The sequence below is a fragment of the Arsenicicoccus sp. UBA6765 genome (assembly GCF_002453335.1).
GTDB lineage: Bacteria > Actinomycetota > Actinomycetes > Actinomycetales > Dermatophilaceae > Arsenicicoccus > Arsenicicoccus bolidensis.
Map to the genome: position 1 here is coordinate 103,294 of NZ_DKGR01000033.1, position 17,610 is coordinate 120,903.

The 17,610-nt window shown below is 72.5% G+C and carries 18 protein-coding genes and 2 pseudogenes; 7 read left to right on the forward strand and 13 right to left on the reverse strand.

Going from position 1 to position 17,610, the window contains the following annotated elements; translation table 11 throughout:
* Positions 1–3: 3 nt before the first annotated feature.
* From B4K29_RS09550 to B4K29_RS09570, 5 genes are all read right to left on the reverse strand, one after another.
* The gene (locus B4K29_RS09550; protein WP_286960104.1) at positions 4–468 is read right to left on the reverse strand and encodes a heat shock protein transcriptional repressor HspR; all 465 of its coding nucleotides are present in this window, start codon (positions 466–468) and stop codon (positions 4–6) included.
* A gap of 4 nt (positions 469–472) precedes the next feature.
* Complete coding sequence (locus tag B4K29_RS09555; RefSeq protein WP_286960103.1) at positions 473–1,495, reverse strand: DnaJ C-terminal domain-containing protein; 1,023 nt, start codon at positions 1,493–1,495, stop codon at positions 473–475.
* A gap of 92 nt (positions 1,496–1,587) precedes the next feature.
* Positions 1,588–2,337 (reverse strand): nucleotide exchange factor GrpE, encoded by a 750-nt coding sequence (locus B4K29_RS09560; protein WP_286960102.1) that lies wholly within the window; start codon positions 2,335–2,337, stop codon positions 1,588–1,590.
* Complete coding sequence (gene dnaK / locus B4K29_RS09565) at positions 2,334–4,226, reverse strand: molecular chaperone DnaK (RefSeq protein WP_239261234.1); 1,893 nt, start codon at positions 4,224–4,226, stop codon at positions 2,334–2,336. The genes B4K29_RS09560 and dnaK overlap by 4 nt, the downstream gene beginning before the upstream one ends.
* Before the next feature lie 156 nt (positions 4,227–4,382).
* A complete protein-coding gene (locus B4K29_RS09570) occupies positions 4,383–5,612 on the reverse strand; it encodes a TIGR00725 family protein (RefSeq protein WP_286967143.1) in 1,230 nt (409 codons plus the stop codon).
* Between the two features lie 95 nt (positions 5,613–5,707).
* Here B4K29_RS09570 and B4K29_RS18445 point away from each other — a divergent pair.
* The 5 genes and pseudogenes from B4K29_RS18445 to B4K29_RS09595 all read left to right on the forward strand — a co-directional run.
* Positions 5,708–6,193, forward strand: a pseudogene (locus tag B4K29_RS18445) (serine hydrolase domain-containing protein); the annotation flags it as partial.
* A 19-nt stretch (positions 6,194–6,212) separates the two neighbouring features.
* Positions 6,213–6,791, forward strand: coding sequence for a serine hydrolase (locus B4K29_RS09575; RefSeq protein ID WP_286967144.1), 579 nt, complete (start codon positions 6,213–6,215; stop codon positions 6,789–6,791).
* A gap of 162 nt (positions 6,792–6,953) precedes the next feature.
* Positions 6,954–7,682, forward strand: coding sequence for a DUF3253 domain-containing protein (locus B4K29_RS18345; RefSeq protein ID WP_313666748.1), 729 nt, complete (start codon positions 6,954–6,956; stop codon positions 7,680–7,682).
* A 98-nt stretch (positions 7,683–7,780) separates the two neighbouring features.
* Positions 7,781–9,355, forward strand: coding sequence for a SulP family inorganic anion transporter (locus B4K29_RS09590; RefSeq protein ID WP_376786851.1), 1,575 nt, complete (start codon positions 7,781–7,783; stop codon positions 9,353–9,355).
* Positions 9,356–9,468: 113 nt separating this feature from the next.
* Positions 9,469–10,455 (forward strand): aldo/keto reductase, encoded by a 987-nt coding sequence (locus B4K29_RS09595; RefSeq protein WP_286967146.1) that lies wholly within the window; start codon positions 9,469–9,471, stop codon positions 10,453–10,455.
* Between the two features lie 31 nt (positions 10,456–10,486).
* On the opposite strand, the gene B4K29_RS09600 is transcribed toward B4K29_RS09595, so the two are convergent.
* The 4 genes and pseudogenes from B4K29_RS09600 to B4K29_RS09615 form a co-directional block, all read right to left on the reverse strand.
* Positions 10,487–11,437, reverse strand: a complete 951-nt coding sequence (locus B4K29_RS09600; RefSeq protein ID WP_286960099.1) for a helix-turn-helix transcriptional regulator — start codon at positions 11,435–11,437, stop codon at positions 10,487–10,489.
* Between the two features lie 24 nt (positions 11,438–11,461).
* Positions 11,462–12,025 (reverse strand): CGNR zinc finger domain-containing protein, encoded by a 564-nt coding sequence (locus tag B4K29_RS09605; RefSeq protein ID WP_286960098.1) that lies wholly within the window; start codon positions 12,023–12,025, stop codon positions 11,462–11,464.
* 43 nt (positions 12,026–12,068) lie between these two features.
* Positions 12,069–12,644 (reverse strand): annotated as a pseudogene (locus B4K29_RS09610) (MFS transporter); the annotation flags it as partial.
* Positions 12,645–12,708: 64 nt separating this feature from the next.
* Positions 12,709–13,050, reverse strand: a complete 342-nt coding sequence (locus B4K29_RS09615) for a VOC family protein (RefSeq protein ID WP_286960097.1) — start codon at positions 13,048–13,050, stop codon at positions 12,709–12,711.
* 155 nt (positions 13,051–13,205) lie between these two features.
* Between B4K29_RS09615 and B4K29_RS09620 the strand changes: the two genes are divergently transcribed.
* The gene (locus B4K29_RS09620) at positions 13,206–13,910 is read left to right on the forward strand and encodes a DUF2470 domain-containing protein (protein ID WP_286967147.1); all 705 of its coding nucleotides are present in this window, start codon (positions 13,206–13,208) and stop codon (positions 13,908–13,910) included.
* Between the two features lie 103 nt (positions 13,911–14,013).
* Positions 14,014–14,757, forward strand: coding sequence for a sulfite exporter TauE/SafE family protein (locus B4K29_RS09625; protein WP_239265938.1), 744 nt, complete (start codon positions 14,014–14,016; stop codon positions 14,755–14,757).
* 117 nt (positions 14,758–14,874) lie between these two features.
* Here the strand turns inward: B4K29_RS09625 and B4K29_RS09630 are convergent, their stop codons facing one another.
* Genes B4K29_RS09630 through B4K29_RS09645 form a run of 4 tightly spaced genes read right to left on the reverse strand, consistent with a single transcriptional unit; the run spans position 14,875 to position 17,583 of the window.
* Positions 14,875–15,618 carry a DUF72 domain-containing protein gene (locus B4K29_RS09630; RefSeq protein ID WP_286967149.1) on the reverse strand — a complete coding sequence of 248 codons (744 nt, stop codon included), beginning with the start codon at positions 15,616–15,618 and terminating at the stop codon, positions 14,875–14,877.
* Positions 15,615–16,604, reverse strand: coding sequence for a cation transporter (locus B4K29_RS09635; protein WP_286967151.1), 990 nt, complete (start codon positions 16,602–16,604; stop codon positions 15,615–15,617). Before B4K29_RS09635 ends, B4K29_RS09630 begins: the two co-directional genes overlap by 4 nt.
* Positions 16,601–17,116 (reverse strand): transporter substrate-binding domain-containing protein, encoded by a 516-nt coding sequence (locus B4K29_RS09640; RefSeq protein ID WP_286967152.1) that lies wholly within the window; start codon positions 17,114–17,116, stop codon positions 16,601–16,603. The genes B4K29_RS09635 and B4K29_RS09640 overlap by 4 nt, the downstream gene beginning before the upstream one ends.
* Before the next feature lie 41 nt (positions 17,117–17,157).
* Positions 17,158–17,583, reverse strand: a complete 426-nt coding sequence (locus B4K29_RS09645; RefSeq protein WP_029210834.1) for an arsenate reductase ArsC — start codon at positions 17,581–17,583, stop codon at positions 17,158–17,160.
* Between the last annotated feature and the right edge of the window lie 27 nt (positions 17,584–17,610).

The following is a 17,610-nucleotide window of genomic DNA, read 5'->3' on the forward strand; positions in this document are numbered from 1 at the left end:
GCCTCAGCGCGGCGCGTCGGGGCGCCAGACGACCAGGGCCTGGCTGGTCGAGCGGGCGACCCGCGGACGCTGACCGGGTGGCATGGCCACGACGTCGCCGCGGCGACCCGCGGCGAACACACGGTGGCCGTACAACGCCTGAGGGCGCAGCTGCTCGACCTCGGACAGAGCGTCCGCGAGCCTCGCCTCGAGGGCGCTGACGTGGCTCTCGAGGTCGAGGATCCGCCGTATGCCGGCCAGGCTCACGCCCTCCTCCTGGGAGAGCCACTGCACCTCGCGCAGCTGGGCGACGTCACGCGCGCTGTAGCGCCGCCCGCCGCCCCCGGACCGCTTGGGCACGACGAGGCCGAGCCGGTCGTACTGCCGCAACGTCTGCGCGTGCATGCCCGCCAGCTGCGCCGCCACCGAGATCACGAAGATGGGTGCGTCGTCGTCGGGGACGAACTCGCGTCGCTCGCGGCCGGGCACGAGATCACGCCCTCGCGGCGCGGGCCCGCAGGTCGGCGCGGACGTCGGTCTCGGCGTCCTCCGCGGCCAGGACCTCGACGGCGGCCCGGGCCTCGTCGGTGAGCCGCTGCGGGACCACGACGTGCACGGTGACGATCAGGTCGCCGGTCGCTGACCTGGTGGCGATGCCGCGGCCCTTGACCCGCAGCCGCTGGCCGCTCTGGGTGCCGGCACCGAGCCTGACGCCGACGAGGTCTCCGCCCAGGGTGGGCACCTTGATGGTGGCGCCCAGCGCCGCCTCCGCGAAGGTCACGGGGACCTCGACGGTCAGGTTGTCGCCGTCCCGGCCGAACACCTCGTGCGGCGTGACGGTGACGTTGAGGAAGAGGTCGCCGCGGGGTGCCTGCGGGTCGCCGAGGCCGCCCTTGCCGCGGAGCCGGATGCGCTGGCCGTCCTTGACCCCTGCGGGGATCCGGGTGGTGATGCGCTCGCCGTCGGCGGCGGTCAGCGTGACGGTGTCGCCGCGCACCGCCTCGGGGAAGCCGATGGTGACGGTGGCCTCGACGTCGGCGCCGGGCCGCGGGCCGGTGGGGGCGCCATACGCGCCGTATCCCTGGCCGAAGGGGCTCTGGCCCCCTCCCCCGCCGAACATGCGCAGGAGGTCCTCCATGTCCGGCTGGCCGCCCCCGGGTCCGCCGTTCGTGGTGAACCGCATGCCGGGGCCGCCCGCGCCACCGCCGGTGAACAGGTTGCTGAAGACGTCCTCGAAGCCGCCGTTGCCGCCGGCCCCGGGGGCGAATCGCGCTCCGCCGTGGGCCATCTGGCGGATGGCGTCGTACTGCTTGCGCTGCTCGGCGTCGGAGAGGACCGCGTAGGCCTCGCCGATCTCCTTGAACCGCTGCTCGGCCGCCTCGTCACCGGGGTTCTGGTCCGGGTGCAGCTTGCGGGCGAGCTTGCGGTACTCGCGCTTGACGGTCGCCGCGTCGGCGTCCTCGGCCACGCCGAGCGTGGCGTAGAAGTCCTTCTCGAACCAGTCCTGACTGGCCATCGGCGACTCCTTCCATGGGTCGAAGGTGCTACGCAAAGGGGGTGGTGCCCGGCCGGCCCGCCAGTCGTGCTGGCGGGCCGGCGTGGGCGGTGCTACTGCGGGTCGGCGACCGAGACGCGGGCTGCGCGCAGCACGCGGTCGCCCTGCCGGTAGCCGGGCTGCAGGACCTGGACGACCGTCGTGGTGGTGGCTCCCTCGGGGAGCTCCGCCTGGACGTGCATCAGGGCCTCGTGCAGGGCCGGGTCGAACTCGTCGCCCGGCGCGCCGTAGGCCTCGAGGCCGAAGCGGCCGAGGGCCTGCTGCAGCTTGTCGGCGATCGACGCGAAGGGCGTGCCCTCGCCGAGGTCGCCGTGCTGGCGGGCCAGCGCGATCTCGTCCAGGACCGGCATGAGCGCCTCGATCACCGAGGCGGCGCCCAGGTCCTTGAGCAGGACCTTGTCGCGGTCGACGCGCCGCTTGTAGTTGACGTACTCGGCCTGCAGGCGCTGCAGGTCGGCGAGCCGCTCGGCGGCCAGCACCGTGTCGGGGTGCTCGCCGTCGGCCTTGGCCCGCTCGGCCGCGGCGTCCGCCTCGGCCGCGCCGACCTCGGCCTCGTGCAGGGCCGACTCCTCGGCCGAGAACGGGTCCTGCGGCATGCCGCTCTGCTGGTCACCGGGCTCGTGCTGGTCTGACGGGTCGGACATCGGGGTCTCCCTGTCGTCGCTCGAGGTGGGTGTGGGGGTGTCGGGGGCCGGCTGGCGCACCTCGCCCGTGGCGGGGTCGATGCGTCGCTTGTCCCGGATCACCGGGCCGGTGGGCTCCCCCTCGGGAGAGCCCACGCGGCCGGTGGTGTCGTCCGTCACTTCTTGTCCGTGTCGTCGTCCACGACCTCGGCGTCGATGACGTCGTCATCGGCCTTGGCCTGGCCGGCGCCGGCCGCGCCACCCGCCGCGCCGGCTCCGGCAGCACCCGCACCCGCGGCGCCCTCGTCGGACTGCTGCGCGTAGAGCGCGGCGCCGAGCTTCTGGGACTCCTCGGAGAGCGTGGTGGCCTTGGTGGAGATGTCCTCGGACGAGGTGCCCTCGGCGGCCAGCGCGTCCTTGAGGTCCTTGAGGGACTCGTCGACGGGCTTGCGGCCGTCCTCGGGGAGCTTGTCGGCGTTGTCGGCGAGGAACTTCTCGGTGGAGTAGACGAGCTGCTCGGCGTTGTTGCGAGCCTCGGCCTCCTCGCGCCGCTTCTTGTCCTCGTCGGCGTGCGCCTCGGCGTCCTTGACCATGCGGTCGATCTCGTCCTTGGACAGCGCGCTGCCGCCCGAGATCGTCATCGACTGCTCCTTGCCCGTGCCCTGGTCCTTGGCGGACACGTGCACGATGCCGTTGGCGTCGATGTCGAAGGTCACCTCGATCTTGGGCATGCCGCGGGGGGCCGGGGCGATGCCGGTGAGCTCGAAGGTGCCGAGACCCTTGTTCTGCTGGGCCAGCTCGCGCTCGCCCTGGAAGACCTGGATCAGCACGGACGGCTGGTTGTCGTCGGCGGTGGTGAAGACCTCGGAGCGCTTGGTCGGGATGGCCGTGTTGCGCTCGATGAGCTTGGTGAACAGCCCACCCTTGGTCTCGATGCCCAGGGACAGCGGCGTGACGTCGATCAGCAGGACGTCCTTGCGCTCGCCCTTGAGGACACCGGCCTGCAGGGACGCGCCCATGGCCACGACCTCGTCGGGGTTGACACCCTTGTTGGGCTCCTTGCCCGTGAGCTCCTTGACCAGGTTGGACACGGCCGGCATACGGGTCGAGCCACCCACGAGGACGACGTGCGCGATGTCCCCGACGGAGATGCCCGCGTCCTTGATGACGCTGTGGAAGGGCGCCTTGGTGCGCTCCAGCAGGTCCGCGGTCATCTGCTCGAACTGGGTGCGCGTGAGCGTCTCGTCCAGGTGGATCGGGCCGTTCTCACCCATCGAGAGGTACTGCAGGTTGATGTTGGTGCTGGTCGCGGTGGACAGCTCCTTCTTGGCCTGCTCGGCGGCGTCCTTGAGGCGCTGCATGGCGATCTTGTCCTTGGACAGGTCGACGCCGGTGTTGTTCTTGACCTGGGTCAGGAGGTGCTTGACGATCCGGTCGTCCCAGTCGTCGCCGCCGAGGCGGTTGTCGCCGTTGGTGGCGCGGACCTGGATGGTCGCGAAGCCGTCCTCGGCGTCCTTGCCCACCTCGAGGAGGGACACGTCGAAGGTGCCACCGCCGAGGTCGAAGACGAGGATGAGCTCGTCCTCCTTGCCCTTGTCCAGGCCGTAGGCCAGCGCGGCCGCGGTCGGCTCGTTGACGATGCGCAGGACGTTGAGACCCGCGATCTCGCCGGCCTCCTTGGTGGCCTGGCGCTCGGCGTCGTCGAAGTACGCCGGGACGGTGATGACCGCGTCCGTGACGGGCTCGCCGAGGTAGGACTCGGCGTCGCGCTTGAGCTTCATCAGCGTGCGGGCGCTGATCTCCTGCGCGGTGTAGTCCTTGCCGTCGATCTCCTGCTTCCAGTCCGTGCCCATGTGGCGCTTGACCGAGCGGATGGTGCGGTCGACGTTGGTGACGGCCTGGCGCTTGGCGATCTCGCCGACGAGCACCTCGCCGTTCTTGCTGAACGCCACGACCGACGGGGTCGTGCGACCGCCCTCGGCGTTGGCGATGATCTCCGGCTCGCCGCCCTCGAGGACGGAGACGGCGGAGTTGGTGGTGCCGAGGTCGATACCGACTGCACGTGCCATGTGTGGCTCTCCTTGTTGACTAGCGGATGTTGAGTCGTCAGCACTCAAGGTATGACCGCCTGCGATCCATGTGCAAGCTCTTGTCAGTGAACTTGAGTCTATCCGGCTCAACTCCGTCGGTCACGCCTTTGTTCCCCGGCGTCGGAGGGCGACGGGTCAGACCCAGATCGCGGCGTCGATGCCGTCGCTGAAGCGCTCGGGCTGCGCGGGGTGGCGGACGGCCTCCCCGCGGACGACGCGCGCCGCGCTCCAGGCCGCGGCGGCGGAGTCGAGGACGTCGTCGGCACCACGCCGACCGAGGTCGAGGTCCCGCGGCAGGCGGATCCCCTGGGCCAGGAGCAGACCCTCGCGCTCGCGCAGCCCCTCGGGAGTCTTCTTGCTCGAGGCCAGCGGCGCGCCCGCCATGATCGCGAAGCACAGCTCGGGGTGCACCTCGACCACCGGCAGGGTCGGCCCCTCCCCGCGCACGTAGGCGTCGACGTCCAGGATGGCCCTGCGCATGGCATAGCTCTGCGCGGCCAGGCTGGTCCCGCCCGTGCGGGCGACGCTGATCCGGCGGGCCTCGGCATACGACTCGGCCGCCAGCGCGTCACGCACGGGGGTCGCAAAGACCGAGCCGGCGCGCGGGCCCAGCCGCCCGCGCACCTCGACGTCCGCCCTGCGGCGCCCGGTGTCCGGCAGGCCGATCGGCGCGTCGACCGCGACGAGCTCGACGTGCACAGCGCCGTGATCGACCCGGTCGATCACGGTCCGCAGGTCGGCCCCGGCCACGATCCGCACCGTCCCCGCGCCGGACACGGGCAGGAGCGCGCCGGTCCACCCGCCCCGGGCCCCGTCGACGCCAAGCACCCAGCCGTCGTATGCCGGCTCGCCACCCTCACGAGCAGGCGAGGTCTCGAGCCCCAGATCCCCGAGCACGCTCGACACGGCATCCTCGGGCGACACCGCGTGCCGGGGCGCGCGGACGTCGTCGCCGTCGACCGGCACCTCGTTGAACAACCGCAGCCCGTCCAGCAGCACCACCGGCACGCCGGTGCGCGCCGCGAGCGCGATCTCGCTGACCGTCCCCCAGCTGTGGCCCACCGCGACCACCGCGTCGCAGGCACGGACGAGCAGGGCGTTGCGCATCTCGCCGAGGCCGGTCGGGATGGTGACCGACAGGTGCGGGTTGGCGGCGGAGCGGTCGTCGCCGGGCAGGAGCCCGAGGCTCGTCCCACCGGCCTGGGCGCACCCTCGCGCTGCTCCGGCCATCACCCCGCCGAGACCGCCGGTGACCACGACCAGTCCCTGCTCGGCGAGCAGCCGGCCGACCGTGACTGCCTGCTGCACCTGCTCCGACGTGGCCGCACCCGGGCCGACGACACCGACATACCCTCGTGGTCGCACGCCCCCAGGATGGCATCCCGTCGACTTCCCGGGCGGCGCGCCCGACGCCGAACAACTCGGTCGCGCCCGCCACCCTCACGGGTGGACCCTGAGGGATGGTCTCCGTCGACGGCACGTGCCAACCCCGCTTCGACGCAGTCCGCGACGCGCTCGCGGCGTCACTGGACAAGGACGGCGCCGGCGCCTCCGCGGCCGTCTACATCGACGGCGAGCCGGTGGTCGACCTCTGGGGCGGCGACGCCGACGCGGCCGGCACCGTCCCGTGGGAGCGAGACACCATCACCACCGTGTGGTCCACGACCAAGACCATGACCGCGCTGTGCGTCCTGCTGCTGGCCGACCGCGGAGCGATCGACCTGGACGCCCCCGTGGCGACGTACTGGCCCGAGTTCGCCGCCGCCGGCAAGGGCGGCGTGCTCGTCCGGCACGTCCTCGGCCACACGGCCGGGCTCCCGACCTGGACCGAGCAGCTCACGCTCGAGCAGCTCTACGACTGGTCCGCCGTGACCTCGCTGCTCTCCGAGCAGGAGCCGAGCTCCGAGCCTGGCGTCGTCGGCGCCTACCACGCGGTCACGCAGGGCTTCCTGCTCGGCGAGGGTGGTGCGGCGGGTGACGGGGCGTGGCCTCGGCCGGTTCTTCGCCGACGAGCTGGCCGGGCCGCTGGACGCCGACTTCCACATCGGGCTGCCCGACGAGCACGCGCACCGCGTCGCCGCGACCATCCCCGCCTCCACCCGGGCTCCCGAGCTCGAGGCCCGAGGTCCCGGCAACCCGCCCATCCCGGCCGAGGCCGCCAACACCGACGCCTGGCGCCGCGCCGACATCCCGAGCGGCAACGGCATCGGCAACGCGCGGTCCGTGGCGAGGGTCCAGTCGGTCCTGGCGTCGGGAGGAGAGGTGCGCGGCACCCGGCTGCTGTCCGAGGCCGGCTGCGCGCGGGCCCTCGACGTGCAGTTCAGCGGCCAGGACGAGGTGCTCGGCGCCCCCATCACCTATGGGATGGGCTACGCCGTGCAGGGCCGCACCTGCTCGTGGGGCGGCTGGGGCGGCTCGGTCGCCCTGGTGGACCTCGACGCCCGTATGGCGGTCGCCTATGTCATGAACCAGATGGTCGAGCAGGGGCCCATGGGCGACGACCGAGGCCTGTCGGTCGTCATGGCGGCCTACGGAAGCCTGTAGCCCCGCCCGCTGAAACCAAGTGCTGCAGTCTGGCTGGGCGCAGAGCGAACTCCGTTGTCCTGCAACGGGTGGCTATCTCCGGCCCCGCCAGAGTGCAGCACTTGGTGACGGCTCGGGGCGGCGAGGGCCGCCCCGAGCCGGCGGACGACCTAGAGTGCGGGGATGCCCACGCCACCCAGCGACGCCGAGCTCCGGGGCGGCATCCTCGACCTGCTCGGCCGCCGGTCCCAGGACGTCACCGTCTGCCCCTCCGAGGTGGCGCGTCGGCTCGGGGGCGAAGCGTGGCGGGCCCTGATGCAGCCGACCCGGGATGCCGCCGCCCACCTCGCCGACGAGGGCGTGATCGAGGTGGTCCAGGGTGGCCGGCCGGTCGACGTGCGGACGGCCCGAGGCCCGGTGCGCCTGCGCCGTGGCCCGTCCTGGCCGGGCGCCTCGCAGCCGCACGTGCAGGCGCAGTCCGAGGCACCAAGGACCCACTGGATGCTGCCGATCGACCCGGCGGCGCACGCCGAGCACCAGCCGCCGGACTGGCGGACCCGTCCCGATGCCGGCCCGGTCTGGGAGGCGATCGGACGCTCTCAGCAGATCGACCGCTGGTGCCTGCGCTCGGGATTCCGGACGATGCAAGCGGGCGACACGATCTGGGCCTACCTGTCGCGCCGCCAGGAGCTGTGCGCCGTCGGAACGGTCCGGGAGGTCGCGCAGGACGGCGGCGCCTGGCAGGTCCTCGTCCGCTGGGACGACGCCCGCACCGCCGCACTGGGACGAGACCCCTTGCCGCGCAGTGCTTTCGGTCAGGTTCCGATGTCGACCTGCCGCGCCCGCGAGAGCGCAGCCAGGGTCCTGACGGAGCGCTACGACGCGCTCCCCGGCCCCCGGCATACGGCCTGAGCGGGGCAACCCTCACGTGGCGTCAAGGTAGGATCGCGAAGCCTCACCCCGCCGCAGCTGGCTTCACGCTGCGGCCCTTTTCATGGACGGAGCCATCCTTGGCCAGCACCACCCCCAGCGCCACCGAGACCCGGGGCGGCGAACGGGGCTTCCCCCTCGTCCCCGACGCCGGCGACCGAGACACCTCGACGCTCGCCGCGCTGCGCGACCCCCGGCGGCTCAAGACCGAGGTGCTGGCCGGGCTCGTCGTCGCCCTGGCGCTCATCCCCGAGGCCATCTCGTTCTCGATCATCGCGGGCGTCGACCCCCGCATGGGGCTGTTCGCGTCGTTCACGATGGCCTGCACCATCGCGATCGTCGGTGGCCGTCCGGCGATGATCTCCGCCGCGACGGGCGCCGTCGCCCTGGTGATCGCCCCGGTCGCCCGCGATCACGGGATCGACTACTTCCTGGCCACGGTGCTGCTCGCCGGGGTGCTGCAGATCGTCCTCAGCCTGCTCGGCGTCGCCAGGCTCATGCGCTTCATCCCCCGCATGGTGATGGTCGGCTTCGTCAACGCCCTGGCGATCCTGATCTTCCTGGCCCAGCTCCCCCACCTGGTCGGCCCCTCCATCCCCCCGATCGTCTACCCCCTCGTCGCCCTCGGCATCGCGGTGCTGGTGCTCCTGCCTCGCGTCACGACCGCGGTCCCGGCGCCCCTGGTCGCCATCGTGCTGATCACCGCCCTCGTGCAGGTGACCGGGTGGCGCATGCCCACCGTCGGCGACCAGGGCGAGCTGCCGGACTCGCTGCCGACCCTGCTCCTGCCGAACGTCCCGCTCACCCTAGAGACCCTGCAGGTCATCGGGCCGTTCGCGCTCGCCATGGCTCTCGTCGGGCTCCTCGAGTCGCTGATGACGGCCAAGCTCGTCGACGGCATCACCGACACCCACTCGAGCAAGACCCGCGAGAGCTGGGGGCAGGGCGTCGCCAACATCGTCACCGCGCTCTTCGGCGGGATGGGCGGCTGCGCCATGATCGGCCAGACCATGATCAACGTGAAGGCCTCCGGCGCCCGCACCCGGATCTCGACCTTCCTCGCCGGGCTCTTCCTGCTCGGCCTGGTCGTGGGGGCCGGCCCCGCCGTCGCCCGGATCCCGATGGCGGTGCTCGTCGCGGTCATGATCATGGTCTCGGTCGCGACCTTCGACTGGCACAGCGTCGCCCCGTCCACGCTGCGCCGCATGCCGTGGAGCGAGACGATCGTCATGCTCGTCACCGTCATCGTCACGGTCGCCACCCACAACCTGGCCTACGGCGTGATCGCCGGCGTCAACACGGCGTTCGTCGTGTTCGCGCGCCGCGTCGCGCACTTCTCCACGGTCGAGCGGGTGACAGAGACCGACGAGGACGCAGACGGCACGATCGACACCCGGGTCTACCGGGTCCACGGCGAGCTGTTCTTCGCCTCGAGCAACGACCTCGTCTACCAGTTCGACTATGCCGGCGACCCGGAGCACGTCGTCGTCGACCTGTCCGGGTCCCACGTCTGGGACGCCTCCACCGTCGCCGCCCTGGACGCCATCGAGGCGAAGTACGCCGCCAAGGGCAAGCGCGTGGAGATCGTCGGTCTCGACGCCGCCTCGGCGACCCGTCATGCCCAGCTGTCCGGCCACCTCGGCGCGGGCCACTGACGCGACGCCAGGCAGGCCCTGGGAGTACCCCCTCCCGCCAGGGACTCCCCCTGCCCCTCTCGATCGGTGTGTGATGGATGCATCCGAACCCGTCGACGAGCAGGAGGATCGCCATGCACACCAGGACCTTGGGGCAGGGACTCGAGGTGTCGGCCATCGGCCTCGGCGCCATGGGCATGTCCATGAGCTACGGCTCCAACCCGGGTGACCGCGACGAGATGATCGCCGTGCTGCGCTACGCCGTCGAGCACGGCGTCACCTTCATCGACACGGCCGAGGTCTACGGCCCCTACGTCAACGAGGAGCTGGTCGGCGACGCCATCGCGCCGATCCGCGACCAGGTCGTCGTGGCCACGAAGTTCGGCTGGCGCATCGAGGACGGCCAGATGAAGGGCACCGACTCCAGCCCCGCGCAGATCCGCCGCGTGGCGGAGGTCTCGCTGAGCCGCCTCGGCGTCGAGGCGATCGACCTCTTCTACCAGCACCGCGTCGACCCGGACGTCCCCATCGAGGAGGTCGCGGGCACCGTCGCCGAGCTCGTCCAGGAGGGCAAGGTCAAGCACTTCGGCCTGTCCGAGGCCGGCGCCGAGACGATCCGCCGGGCGCACGCCGTCCACCCCGTCACCGCCGTCCAGAGCGAGTACTCCCTCTGGACGCGCGATCCCGAGCCCGCGGTCCTGCCGACGTGCGCCGAGCTGGGCATCGGGTTCGTGCCGTTCAGCCCCCTCGGCAAGGGCTTCCTGACGGGCACGGTCTCGGCCGACTCGACCTTCGGCGAGGGTGAGATCCGGGCTCGCGTGCCGCGGTTCGCGGCCGAGAACCTCGCCGCCAACCAGGCCCTCGTCGACCACGTCAAGGCCCTTGCGGAGCAGCGCGGTGCCACGCCGGGTCAGGTGGCCCTCGCCTGGCTGCTCGCGCAGCACCCCTTCGTCGTGCCGATCCCCGGGACCCGTCGCCGCGAGCGCATCGACGAGAACGCCGGCTCCACCGCCGTCGCCCTGTCCGCGGACGACGTCGCCGACCTCGACGGGCTCGCGGAGCGCGTCGGCGTCGCCGGGGAGCGCTACGACGAGGCCGGGATGTCGATGGTCGGCCTCTGACCCCACCAGCGCGTATGCCGTCCCGCCCGCCTCAGTCCGCAGCCGCGGCGAGGCGGGCGGCCACGTCGCGGGCGGCCTGCCGCAGCTCGGGGCCACCGAGGATGCGCCACGGGTGCGGGACCTGGGCGAGGCGCTCGACGACATACATCTCGGCGTTGCTGGTCGAGCCGCGCAGCTCGCAGCCGCCCTCGACCGCGGTCAGCGTGCCGGAGACGGCGCCGACCCAGCGGGCGATCTCCTCGACGGGGGCCTCGAAGCGCACGTGGGTCGTCAGCTCCCAGCCCGCCCCGAGCGCCTCCTCGAGCGCGGCCACGGGATCGAGATCGGCTGGGGCGGAGCAGGACTCGGACGTCACGGTCACCCGCGCCACCCGGTCGGCGCGCAGCGTGCGCGTCGCCTGGGCGTGGTGGGAGTGGCCGAGGAGGTACCACCGGCCGTGGCGCACCACGAGCGCCCACGGGTCGACGAGCCAGGTGTGGGTACGGCCCGACTCGCTGCGGTAGTCGAGCTCCACCCGGCGCCCCTCGGCGATGGCGGCGACCAGCGCGCTGGTGACGGTCGGCTCCGGCAGCGGGTCCGGACGTCCCGCCCCGCTGGCGGTGTCGCGCACGACGGCTGCCTGCTGCCGGGTCCTGGCCGGGAGCGCACGGATGACCTTGTCCAGCGCCTCGCGCCGGATGTCGGTCCCCTGCCGCTGCCCCGCCGTGGCCGACAGGACCGCCGTGACCAGGGCGATCGCCTCGTCCTCGGTGAACACGACGGGAGGGAGCCGGGCGCCGCGCCCCAACCGGTAGCCGCCATACGGCCCCCTGGAGGACTCGACCGGCACACCCGCCTCGCGCAGCGTCAGGACATAGCGCCGCACCGCCCGCTCGGTGACGCCGAGCCGGTCGGCCAGCTGGGCAGCGGTCACCCCCGGCCGGTCCTGGATCGCCTCGAGCGCCAGGAGCGTCCGCACCAGCGGGGTCGCGCCGTCGTCCACGCCGCCAGCCTAGGACGCGCGAGATCACTGGTTGCGGTGGTAGAACGCGCGTCCCTTGGCACGGTTGCCGCACAGCCCCATCGAGCACCACGACCGCGAGCGGTTGCGCGAGTGGTCGTAGAACGCCCAGCGGCAGCTCGGCTCGCGGCAGGCCTTCAGTCGCGTCCACGTGCCGTCCGCGACGGCTGCCGGCACGGCGGCGACCAGGGTGGCCAGGGCCGCGTCGACGGCCGACAGACCGGCCCGGGGGGCGAGCCGTGGTGCGGGCCCACCGATGTCCAGCACGAGTGGCAGCTCCGCGACGAACCCCGCGAGGTCGCTCCGCGCGTGGGGGTCCAGCCCGTCGGGGTGAGGACTGTCCACGGGCGGGGCGTTGTTCTCAGCGATCAGTGCCCGCAGGCCCTCACGGACGGAGGTCGCCCGGGCGAGCTCCGCCTCGTCGACCGTGGCCCCGGCGGGGGCGAGTTCGCGTCCGGCCAGCCACGCCTGGAGCTGCTGGCGGGTGCTGAGCTCGTCCGCGTCCGGCCCTCGCGTGTTGATGAACTCCTCGATCAGGCTCAGCGGGTGGGGGGTGGCGGGCGATTCCATCCGTGAATTCTAACCGCCTATCGAGGTTGGTCGGCGCGGGACGACGGCTCCTCGACGCCTGTCCGGGTCTGGTGCCCGGCGTGATGACCGTGAGGGCCAGGGCCACCGCGACGAGCCCGGCCGACGTCAAGGCCGTCGCCGGCCACCCGATCGCGTCGACCGCGGCGGCGCCGTAGGCCGTCCCGACGCTGCCCCCGACGAAGTACACGAGCATGTAGGCGCTGTTGAAGCGGGCCGGCGCCACCGGATCGATGCCGAGCACGGCGCTCTGGTTGGCCACCTGAGCGGCGAACAGGCCTGCGTCGAACACCGCCAGGCAGACCAGCAGCACGGGGGTGCTGCCCAGGCTGACGCTCGCCGTGGCCGCAGCCACGCCGGCCAGCGTCAGACCCAGCGCCACGACGCGGCCGGCGCCGATCCGGTCGGTCAAGGCGCCGGCGACCGGAGTGACCAGGATTCCCGACAGCCCGGCCAGGGCGTACAACCCGATGCGTCCGGCCGAGTACCCGTACGGTGCCGCCGACAACGCGACCGACAACCCCGCCCACACCGCGCAGAAGGCGAAGAACCACAGTGCGCCCCGGAGCGACGCGACCCGGAGCGTGGCGTCGCGGACCACGAGCCCAGGGAGGGATCGCAGGGTCGACCACGCGGTCGACCTCAGGCGGGGTGGCGCACCGCGACTACGAGGCGACCACGCAGAACTGGTTGCCGTCGGGGTCGGCCAGGACGACCCACCCGTCGTCGTCGAACCTTCGGACCTCGGCGGCCCCGAGGTCGCGGATCCGGTCGACCTCGCCGGCCAGGTCCCCGGTGAACAGGTCGAGGTGCAGCCGGTTCTTGCCTGCTCGCGGCTCGGGCACGAGCTGCAGGGACAGACCCACGCCGCCCTTGCCCGGGTCCTCGAGATAGGTGGTGCTCTCGTCCGAGGACGCGACCTGGTAGCCGGTCACCGCCCGCCAGAAGGCGGTGCTGCCCGGCAGGTCGTTCGTGTCCACGCACACGTTTCCGATGCTGATGCTCATGGCTCCTCTTCCCTCTCCCTTAACCAGTGATGTCATGACGCTAGTTCGGTAACCAGCAAACGTCAATGGGTAGTTAGGGTTCTCACCGCCTCTGATTAAGTTAGGGTTGCCTAAGTTGAATCCCGCTGACGGACGAACGGATGGAGGAGGCCCCCGTGATCGACGCCGACCGCCGCGCCAAGACCGTGATGGCCACCTCGACGCACGTCGAGCTCGGCGTGCTCGACCACCGGGTGCTGCTGCGCCGCCACGCCCTCGAACGCTCCGGCGCCGTGCTCTTCTCGCTCGGCGAGGTCCCACCCCGCTGCGCGCTGCGCGTCGCCCCCGGGGCCGACCTGCCCGTCCTGGACCTGGTCGCGGTCGACGTCTCCTGCGCGCACCGGGCCGATCGGGTGCGGGGCATCGTCCGCATGACGGGGACGGTCGACGTGCATCCCGGACCGATCCGGGACGACCTGGCCGAGCACCTCGGGGTGACCGACGGGACGCCGGTGGGACGCCTGACGCCCACCCGCGTGAGCCTCGAGTGGCGGATCGAGACCACGGACGGCCGACCGACCTATCAGGTCGTCGAGCCGGAGGACTACGTCGCGGCGCGCATCGACCCGCTCGGCGGGTGGGAGGACCGGTGGATGGCCCACCTCGACGAGGGCCACCGCGAGCTCGTGCGGGCGCTCGTCTCGCGCCACCTCCCCCTCGGCCCCGACGCCAGGGTGCGCCCCGTCCTCGCCGACACCCGCGGCGTCGTCATGCGTGTCGAGCAGGAGGGCGGCGTGCACGACGTGCGCGTGCCCTTCCCCCACGTCGTCGGCTGCGGGTGCAAGGCGGTCCAGGCGCTGAGCGCGCTCCTGCGCACCTGAGCGCCGGGCCGCCCATCCCGGCCACGGCCACCCGCGGGGCTACCCTGCAGCACATGACGGATCCCGGCCACGCGTCCGCCCTCGTGGGACCGGCGGCGACGCGGTGGAGCTGACGACCTTCGCCCTGCTCGTGCTGGCCGGGGTGGCAACGGGATTCGTGGGCTACCTGACCGGCATGGCCTCGCTCGTGTCCTATCCCGCCATGCTCGCGGCGGGGCTGTCCCCCGTCGCCGCCAACGTCAGCCAGACCCTCGGCCTGATCGGCATCGGGGCCGGCGCGGCCACCCGGGCGATGCCCACGCTGCTCGCCGGCGGACGCCGGGACCTGCTGCTGCAGCTCGGCCTCGCGGCCCTCGGCGGCGGGATCGGCGCCGCGGTGCTGCTGGTCGGCGGCGAAGGCTCCTTCCAGCTCGTCGTGCCGTGGCTCATCCTGCTGGCGTCGCTCATGGTCCTGGTCTCCCCGCGCCTGCGACGCCTGCAGGGAGACCGGTCCGCACCCCGCTGGGTCTACCTCGCCGGGGTCCTCGTGGTGAGCACGTATGGCGGGTACTTCGGCGCCGGTGCCGGCACGATCTACCTCGCTCTCGCGCTGCTCGCCTCCAGCGACGCGTTCGGGCGGTCGATGATCCTCAAGTCCGTGCTGCTCGCCGCCACCAACATCGTGGCCGCGGTGCTGTTCATCGCCTTCGGGCCGGTGAGCTGGTGGGCAGCCCTGGCGCTCGGCCTCGGCTGCCTGGTGGGTGGCAACCTCGGCCCCGCCGCGCAGCAGCTGATCCCCGAGCGGGTCATGCGCTGGCTCGTCGCGGTGGCCGGCGTGGGACTGGCCGCCTGGCTGGCCCGCGCCTGACTCCGGACCCACCACGACGGCACCAAGGATCGGGGCTACTTCTGTTGGTCATAGCCAACAGAAGTAGCCCCGATCTCCACGTGCTCGATCATCTCGCCGGGCGAGGTGGCGGCGTGGCTACGCCTGCTCGGCGGCGACCAGCTCCTTGAGGCGGAGGCCGTTGAACGCGGCATACCCGTAGTTGTCGTTGTTGAAGTAGCAGTAGGCAGGTCGGCCGCCCGCCGTGAGACCCCGCAGGTGCCCCACCCACCGCGTGAGGGCCTCGTCGTCGAAGGACCCGCCATACCGCCACTCGGGGTCGCTGTTGTGGAACCGCACGTAGGCCAGCCGACCAGACGCCCGCAGCACGGGCTCGCGCCCGGCGATCACCGACACCACGAAGCCCGCGCCGTGCCGGTCGAGCAGGTCGAACACCCCGTCGTCGAGCCAGGACTCGTGCTGCGGCTCGACCGCGACCCGCACCCGCTCGGGCAGCATCCCGAGGAAGGTCGAGAGCCGGTCGTCGTCGCGGTGCAGGTCGGCGGGGAGCTGCACGACGAGCGGGCCGGCCTTGTCACCGAGCAGGTCGTGGGTGTGCGTGATGCGCTCGACCCAGTCCTCGGGGTCCTTGAGCTTGCGGTAGTGCGACAGGTAGCGCGACGCCTTGACCGTCATCTCGAAGCCCGCCGGCAGCCGGTCGCGCCAGCCCTCGACGGTGGTGTCGGCGGGCCAGCGGTAGTGCGAGCCGTTGAGCTCGACGGTGTCGAACCGCTCGGCGTAGTAGTCGAGCTGGTCGGCGATCCGCAGCCCGTCGGGGTAGAAGGTCCCGCGCCAGTGCTTGTAGGTCCACCCCGAGGTGCCGATCCGCACGTCCATGGTCATGCGCGGTCCTCCCGGGGGTCGGGCAGGTCACCGATCCGGCTCACCGGCATGATCACCACGTCGTCCAGCTTCCAGTCCAGGGCTCGTATGGCGGCCGCCGCCGCCTCGACGTCCGCCGTCAGCGCCGCGGATCCCCGTGGCACCACGAAGGACTCGACGTGCAGCACGTGGCCCATGTCGCGGACCCGGCTGCGCGCGTCCGAGACCCACCCGCATCCCCGCAGGACCGCGTCGACCTCCGCGACCAGGGGGTGGGTGTGGGCGGAGTCGTAGGTCCTGGCCCGCCCGTCCATGAGGTTGCGTCCGGCATACCTGAGGTTGGACCACCCGTCCTTGACGATGGACAGGGCGATGGCGCTGGCCACCGCCGCGTCCGCCCACCACCAGCCCAGGCCGATGCCGACGATGCCGGCGATCGACCCGGCCGCGGTCATCCAGTCCGCCTTCTGCATGTCGGCGTCGGCGTAGAGGATCCGGTCGTGGAGCGCCTCGGCCAGCGGCATCTTGCGTCGCGCGATGATGATCGGCCCGACGAGGGTGTAGGCCATGACCGCGATCATCACCCAGCCCGCCCAGACGGTGTGCCCGAGCAGCTGGAGGGTGCCGATCGGTGGGTGCTCCGCCTTGACCAGCCCGGTGACGGAGTCCCACAGCAGCATCGCGCCGACCAGCAGCAGCGCCACCGAGGCGGCGAGGTGGCCGCTGGCGACGGCGCGGTGGCGTCCGTAGGGATACTCGGGCGAGGGGCTCTTGCCGACCTGCTTCCGAGCGATCAGGAAGGCGATGGGCGGCACGAACGCGAGCAGGTCCTCGATCCAGGCGGCCTTCATCGCCTGGGACGAACCCATGACGAGGTAGACGGCGGCCACGCAGGTCACCATGTAGGCGATGGTGATCCACTCGAGGCGGGTCGCGCGGTGCAGGGCGTCGCGCTGCTCCTCCGGCAGCGTCGTCCCGCCGAACCTCGTCGTCGACGAGCGGCTCACGACGCCCCTCCCGCCGAGCTGTCGAGCCAGCGCTCGAGGTCGGACAGCAGGGCGTTCTCCCCCGCGGGCACGGCCAGGACGTGCTGCCGGGTCTGGCCGCCGGGGTCCGTGGACTCGGCATAGGGCCTGGTCAGCCCGACGTCGGCGGCCCAGGGGCTGGTCGCGTCGAGCCCGGCCACGACCAGGTCGACCTCACCGTCGGACAGGTCCTCGACGAGGGCGGCCTCGCTGTCGGTGGTCCACTCGACGCGGGCGCCGAGGTGCGCGGCATACCGCTGGGCGAGCTCGGCCTCGGGCCCCGACGGCTCCCCCTCGGGATCGGTGGCGACCACGCGTGGCGGCGCGTGGGTCGCCCCGACGCGCAGCACCCGCTCGGACCGGACCCGGTCCAGGGTGCGTCCGGGATCGGTGGGGACCTGCACCCCGCACGCCGAGACTGCCGCGATCACCAGGGCCGCGAGCGCCGACCGTGCGAGCAGCCCTGCCCCTGCAGGGAGTCGACCAGCGTTCATGCACCGAACCCTAGGTGACCTCGGCCGGCACGAGGGCGTTGTCAGCGCCCGAGCGGCTGCACCTCGACCCCCAGCTCGCCGAGGAGCTCGGTCACCCGACGCCGTATGTCCTCCCGGATGGGTCGCACGGCCTCGACGCCCTGACCGGCGGGGTCGGCGAGCACCCAGTCCTCGTAGCGCTTCCCGGGGTAGTAGTGGCAGTCGTCCCCGCAGCCCATGGTGATCACGACGTCGGAGGCCTGGACCGCCTCGGGCGTGAGGACCTTGGGCTTCTCGGCGGAGATGTCGATGCCCTCCTCGAGCATCGCCTCGCGCACGGCGGGGTTGACGGTGTCGGCGGGGGCCGAGCCCGCCGAACGCACCTCGACGGCCCCGCCGGACAGGTGGTGGGTGTAGGCCGCACCCATCTGGGAGCGGCCGGCGTTGTGGACGCACACGAACATGACGGAGGGTCGGCGGTCGTTCATCGGGACTCCTGGGTCGACGATGGGTGT

Coding starts and splice junctions, on each gene's coding strand:
- B4K29_RS09645 (WP_029210834.1), bottom strand. CDS start 17,583: ATGAACGACCGCCGACCCTCCGTCATGTTCGTGTGCGTCCACAACGCC.
- B4K29_RS18345 (WP_313666748.1), top strand. CDS start 6,954: ATGCCCACGCCACCCAGCGACGCCGAGCTCCGGGGCGGCATCCTCGAC.
- B4K29_RS09640 (WP_286967152.1), bottom strand. CDS start 17,116: ATGAACGCTGGTCGACTCCCTGCAGGGGCAGGGCTGCTCGCACGGTCG.
- B4K29_RS09615 (WP_286960097.1), bottom strand. CDS start 13,050: ATGAGCATCAGCATCGGAAACGTGTGCGTGGACACGAACGACCTGCCG.
- B4K29_RS09555 (WP_286960103.1), bottom strand. CDS start 1,495: ATGGCCAGTCAGGACTGGTTCGAGAAGGACTTCTACGCCACGCTCGGC.
- B4K29_RS09630 (WP_286967149.1), bottom strand. CDS start 15,618: ATGACCATGGACGTGCGGATCGGCACCTCGGGGTGGACCTACAAGCAC.
- dnaK (WP_239261234.1), bottom strand. CDS start 4,226: ATGGCACGTGCAGTCGGTATCGACCTCGGCACCACCAACTCCGCCGTC.
- B4K29_RS09605 (WP_286960098.1), bottom strand. CDS start 12,025: ATGGAATCGCCCGCCACCCCCCACCCGCTGAGCCTGATCGAGGAGTTC.
- B4K29_RS09595 (WP_286967146.1), top strand. CDS start 9,469: ATGCACACCAGGACCTTGGGGCAGGGACTCGAGGTGTCGGCCATCGGC.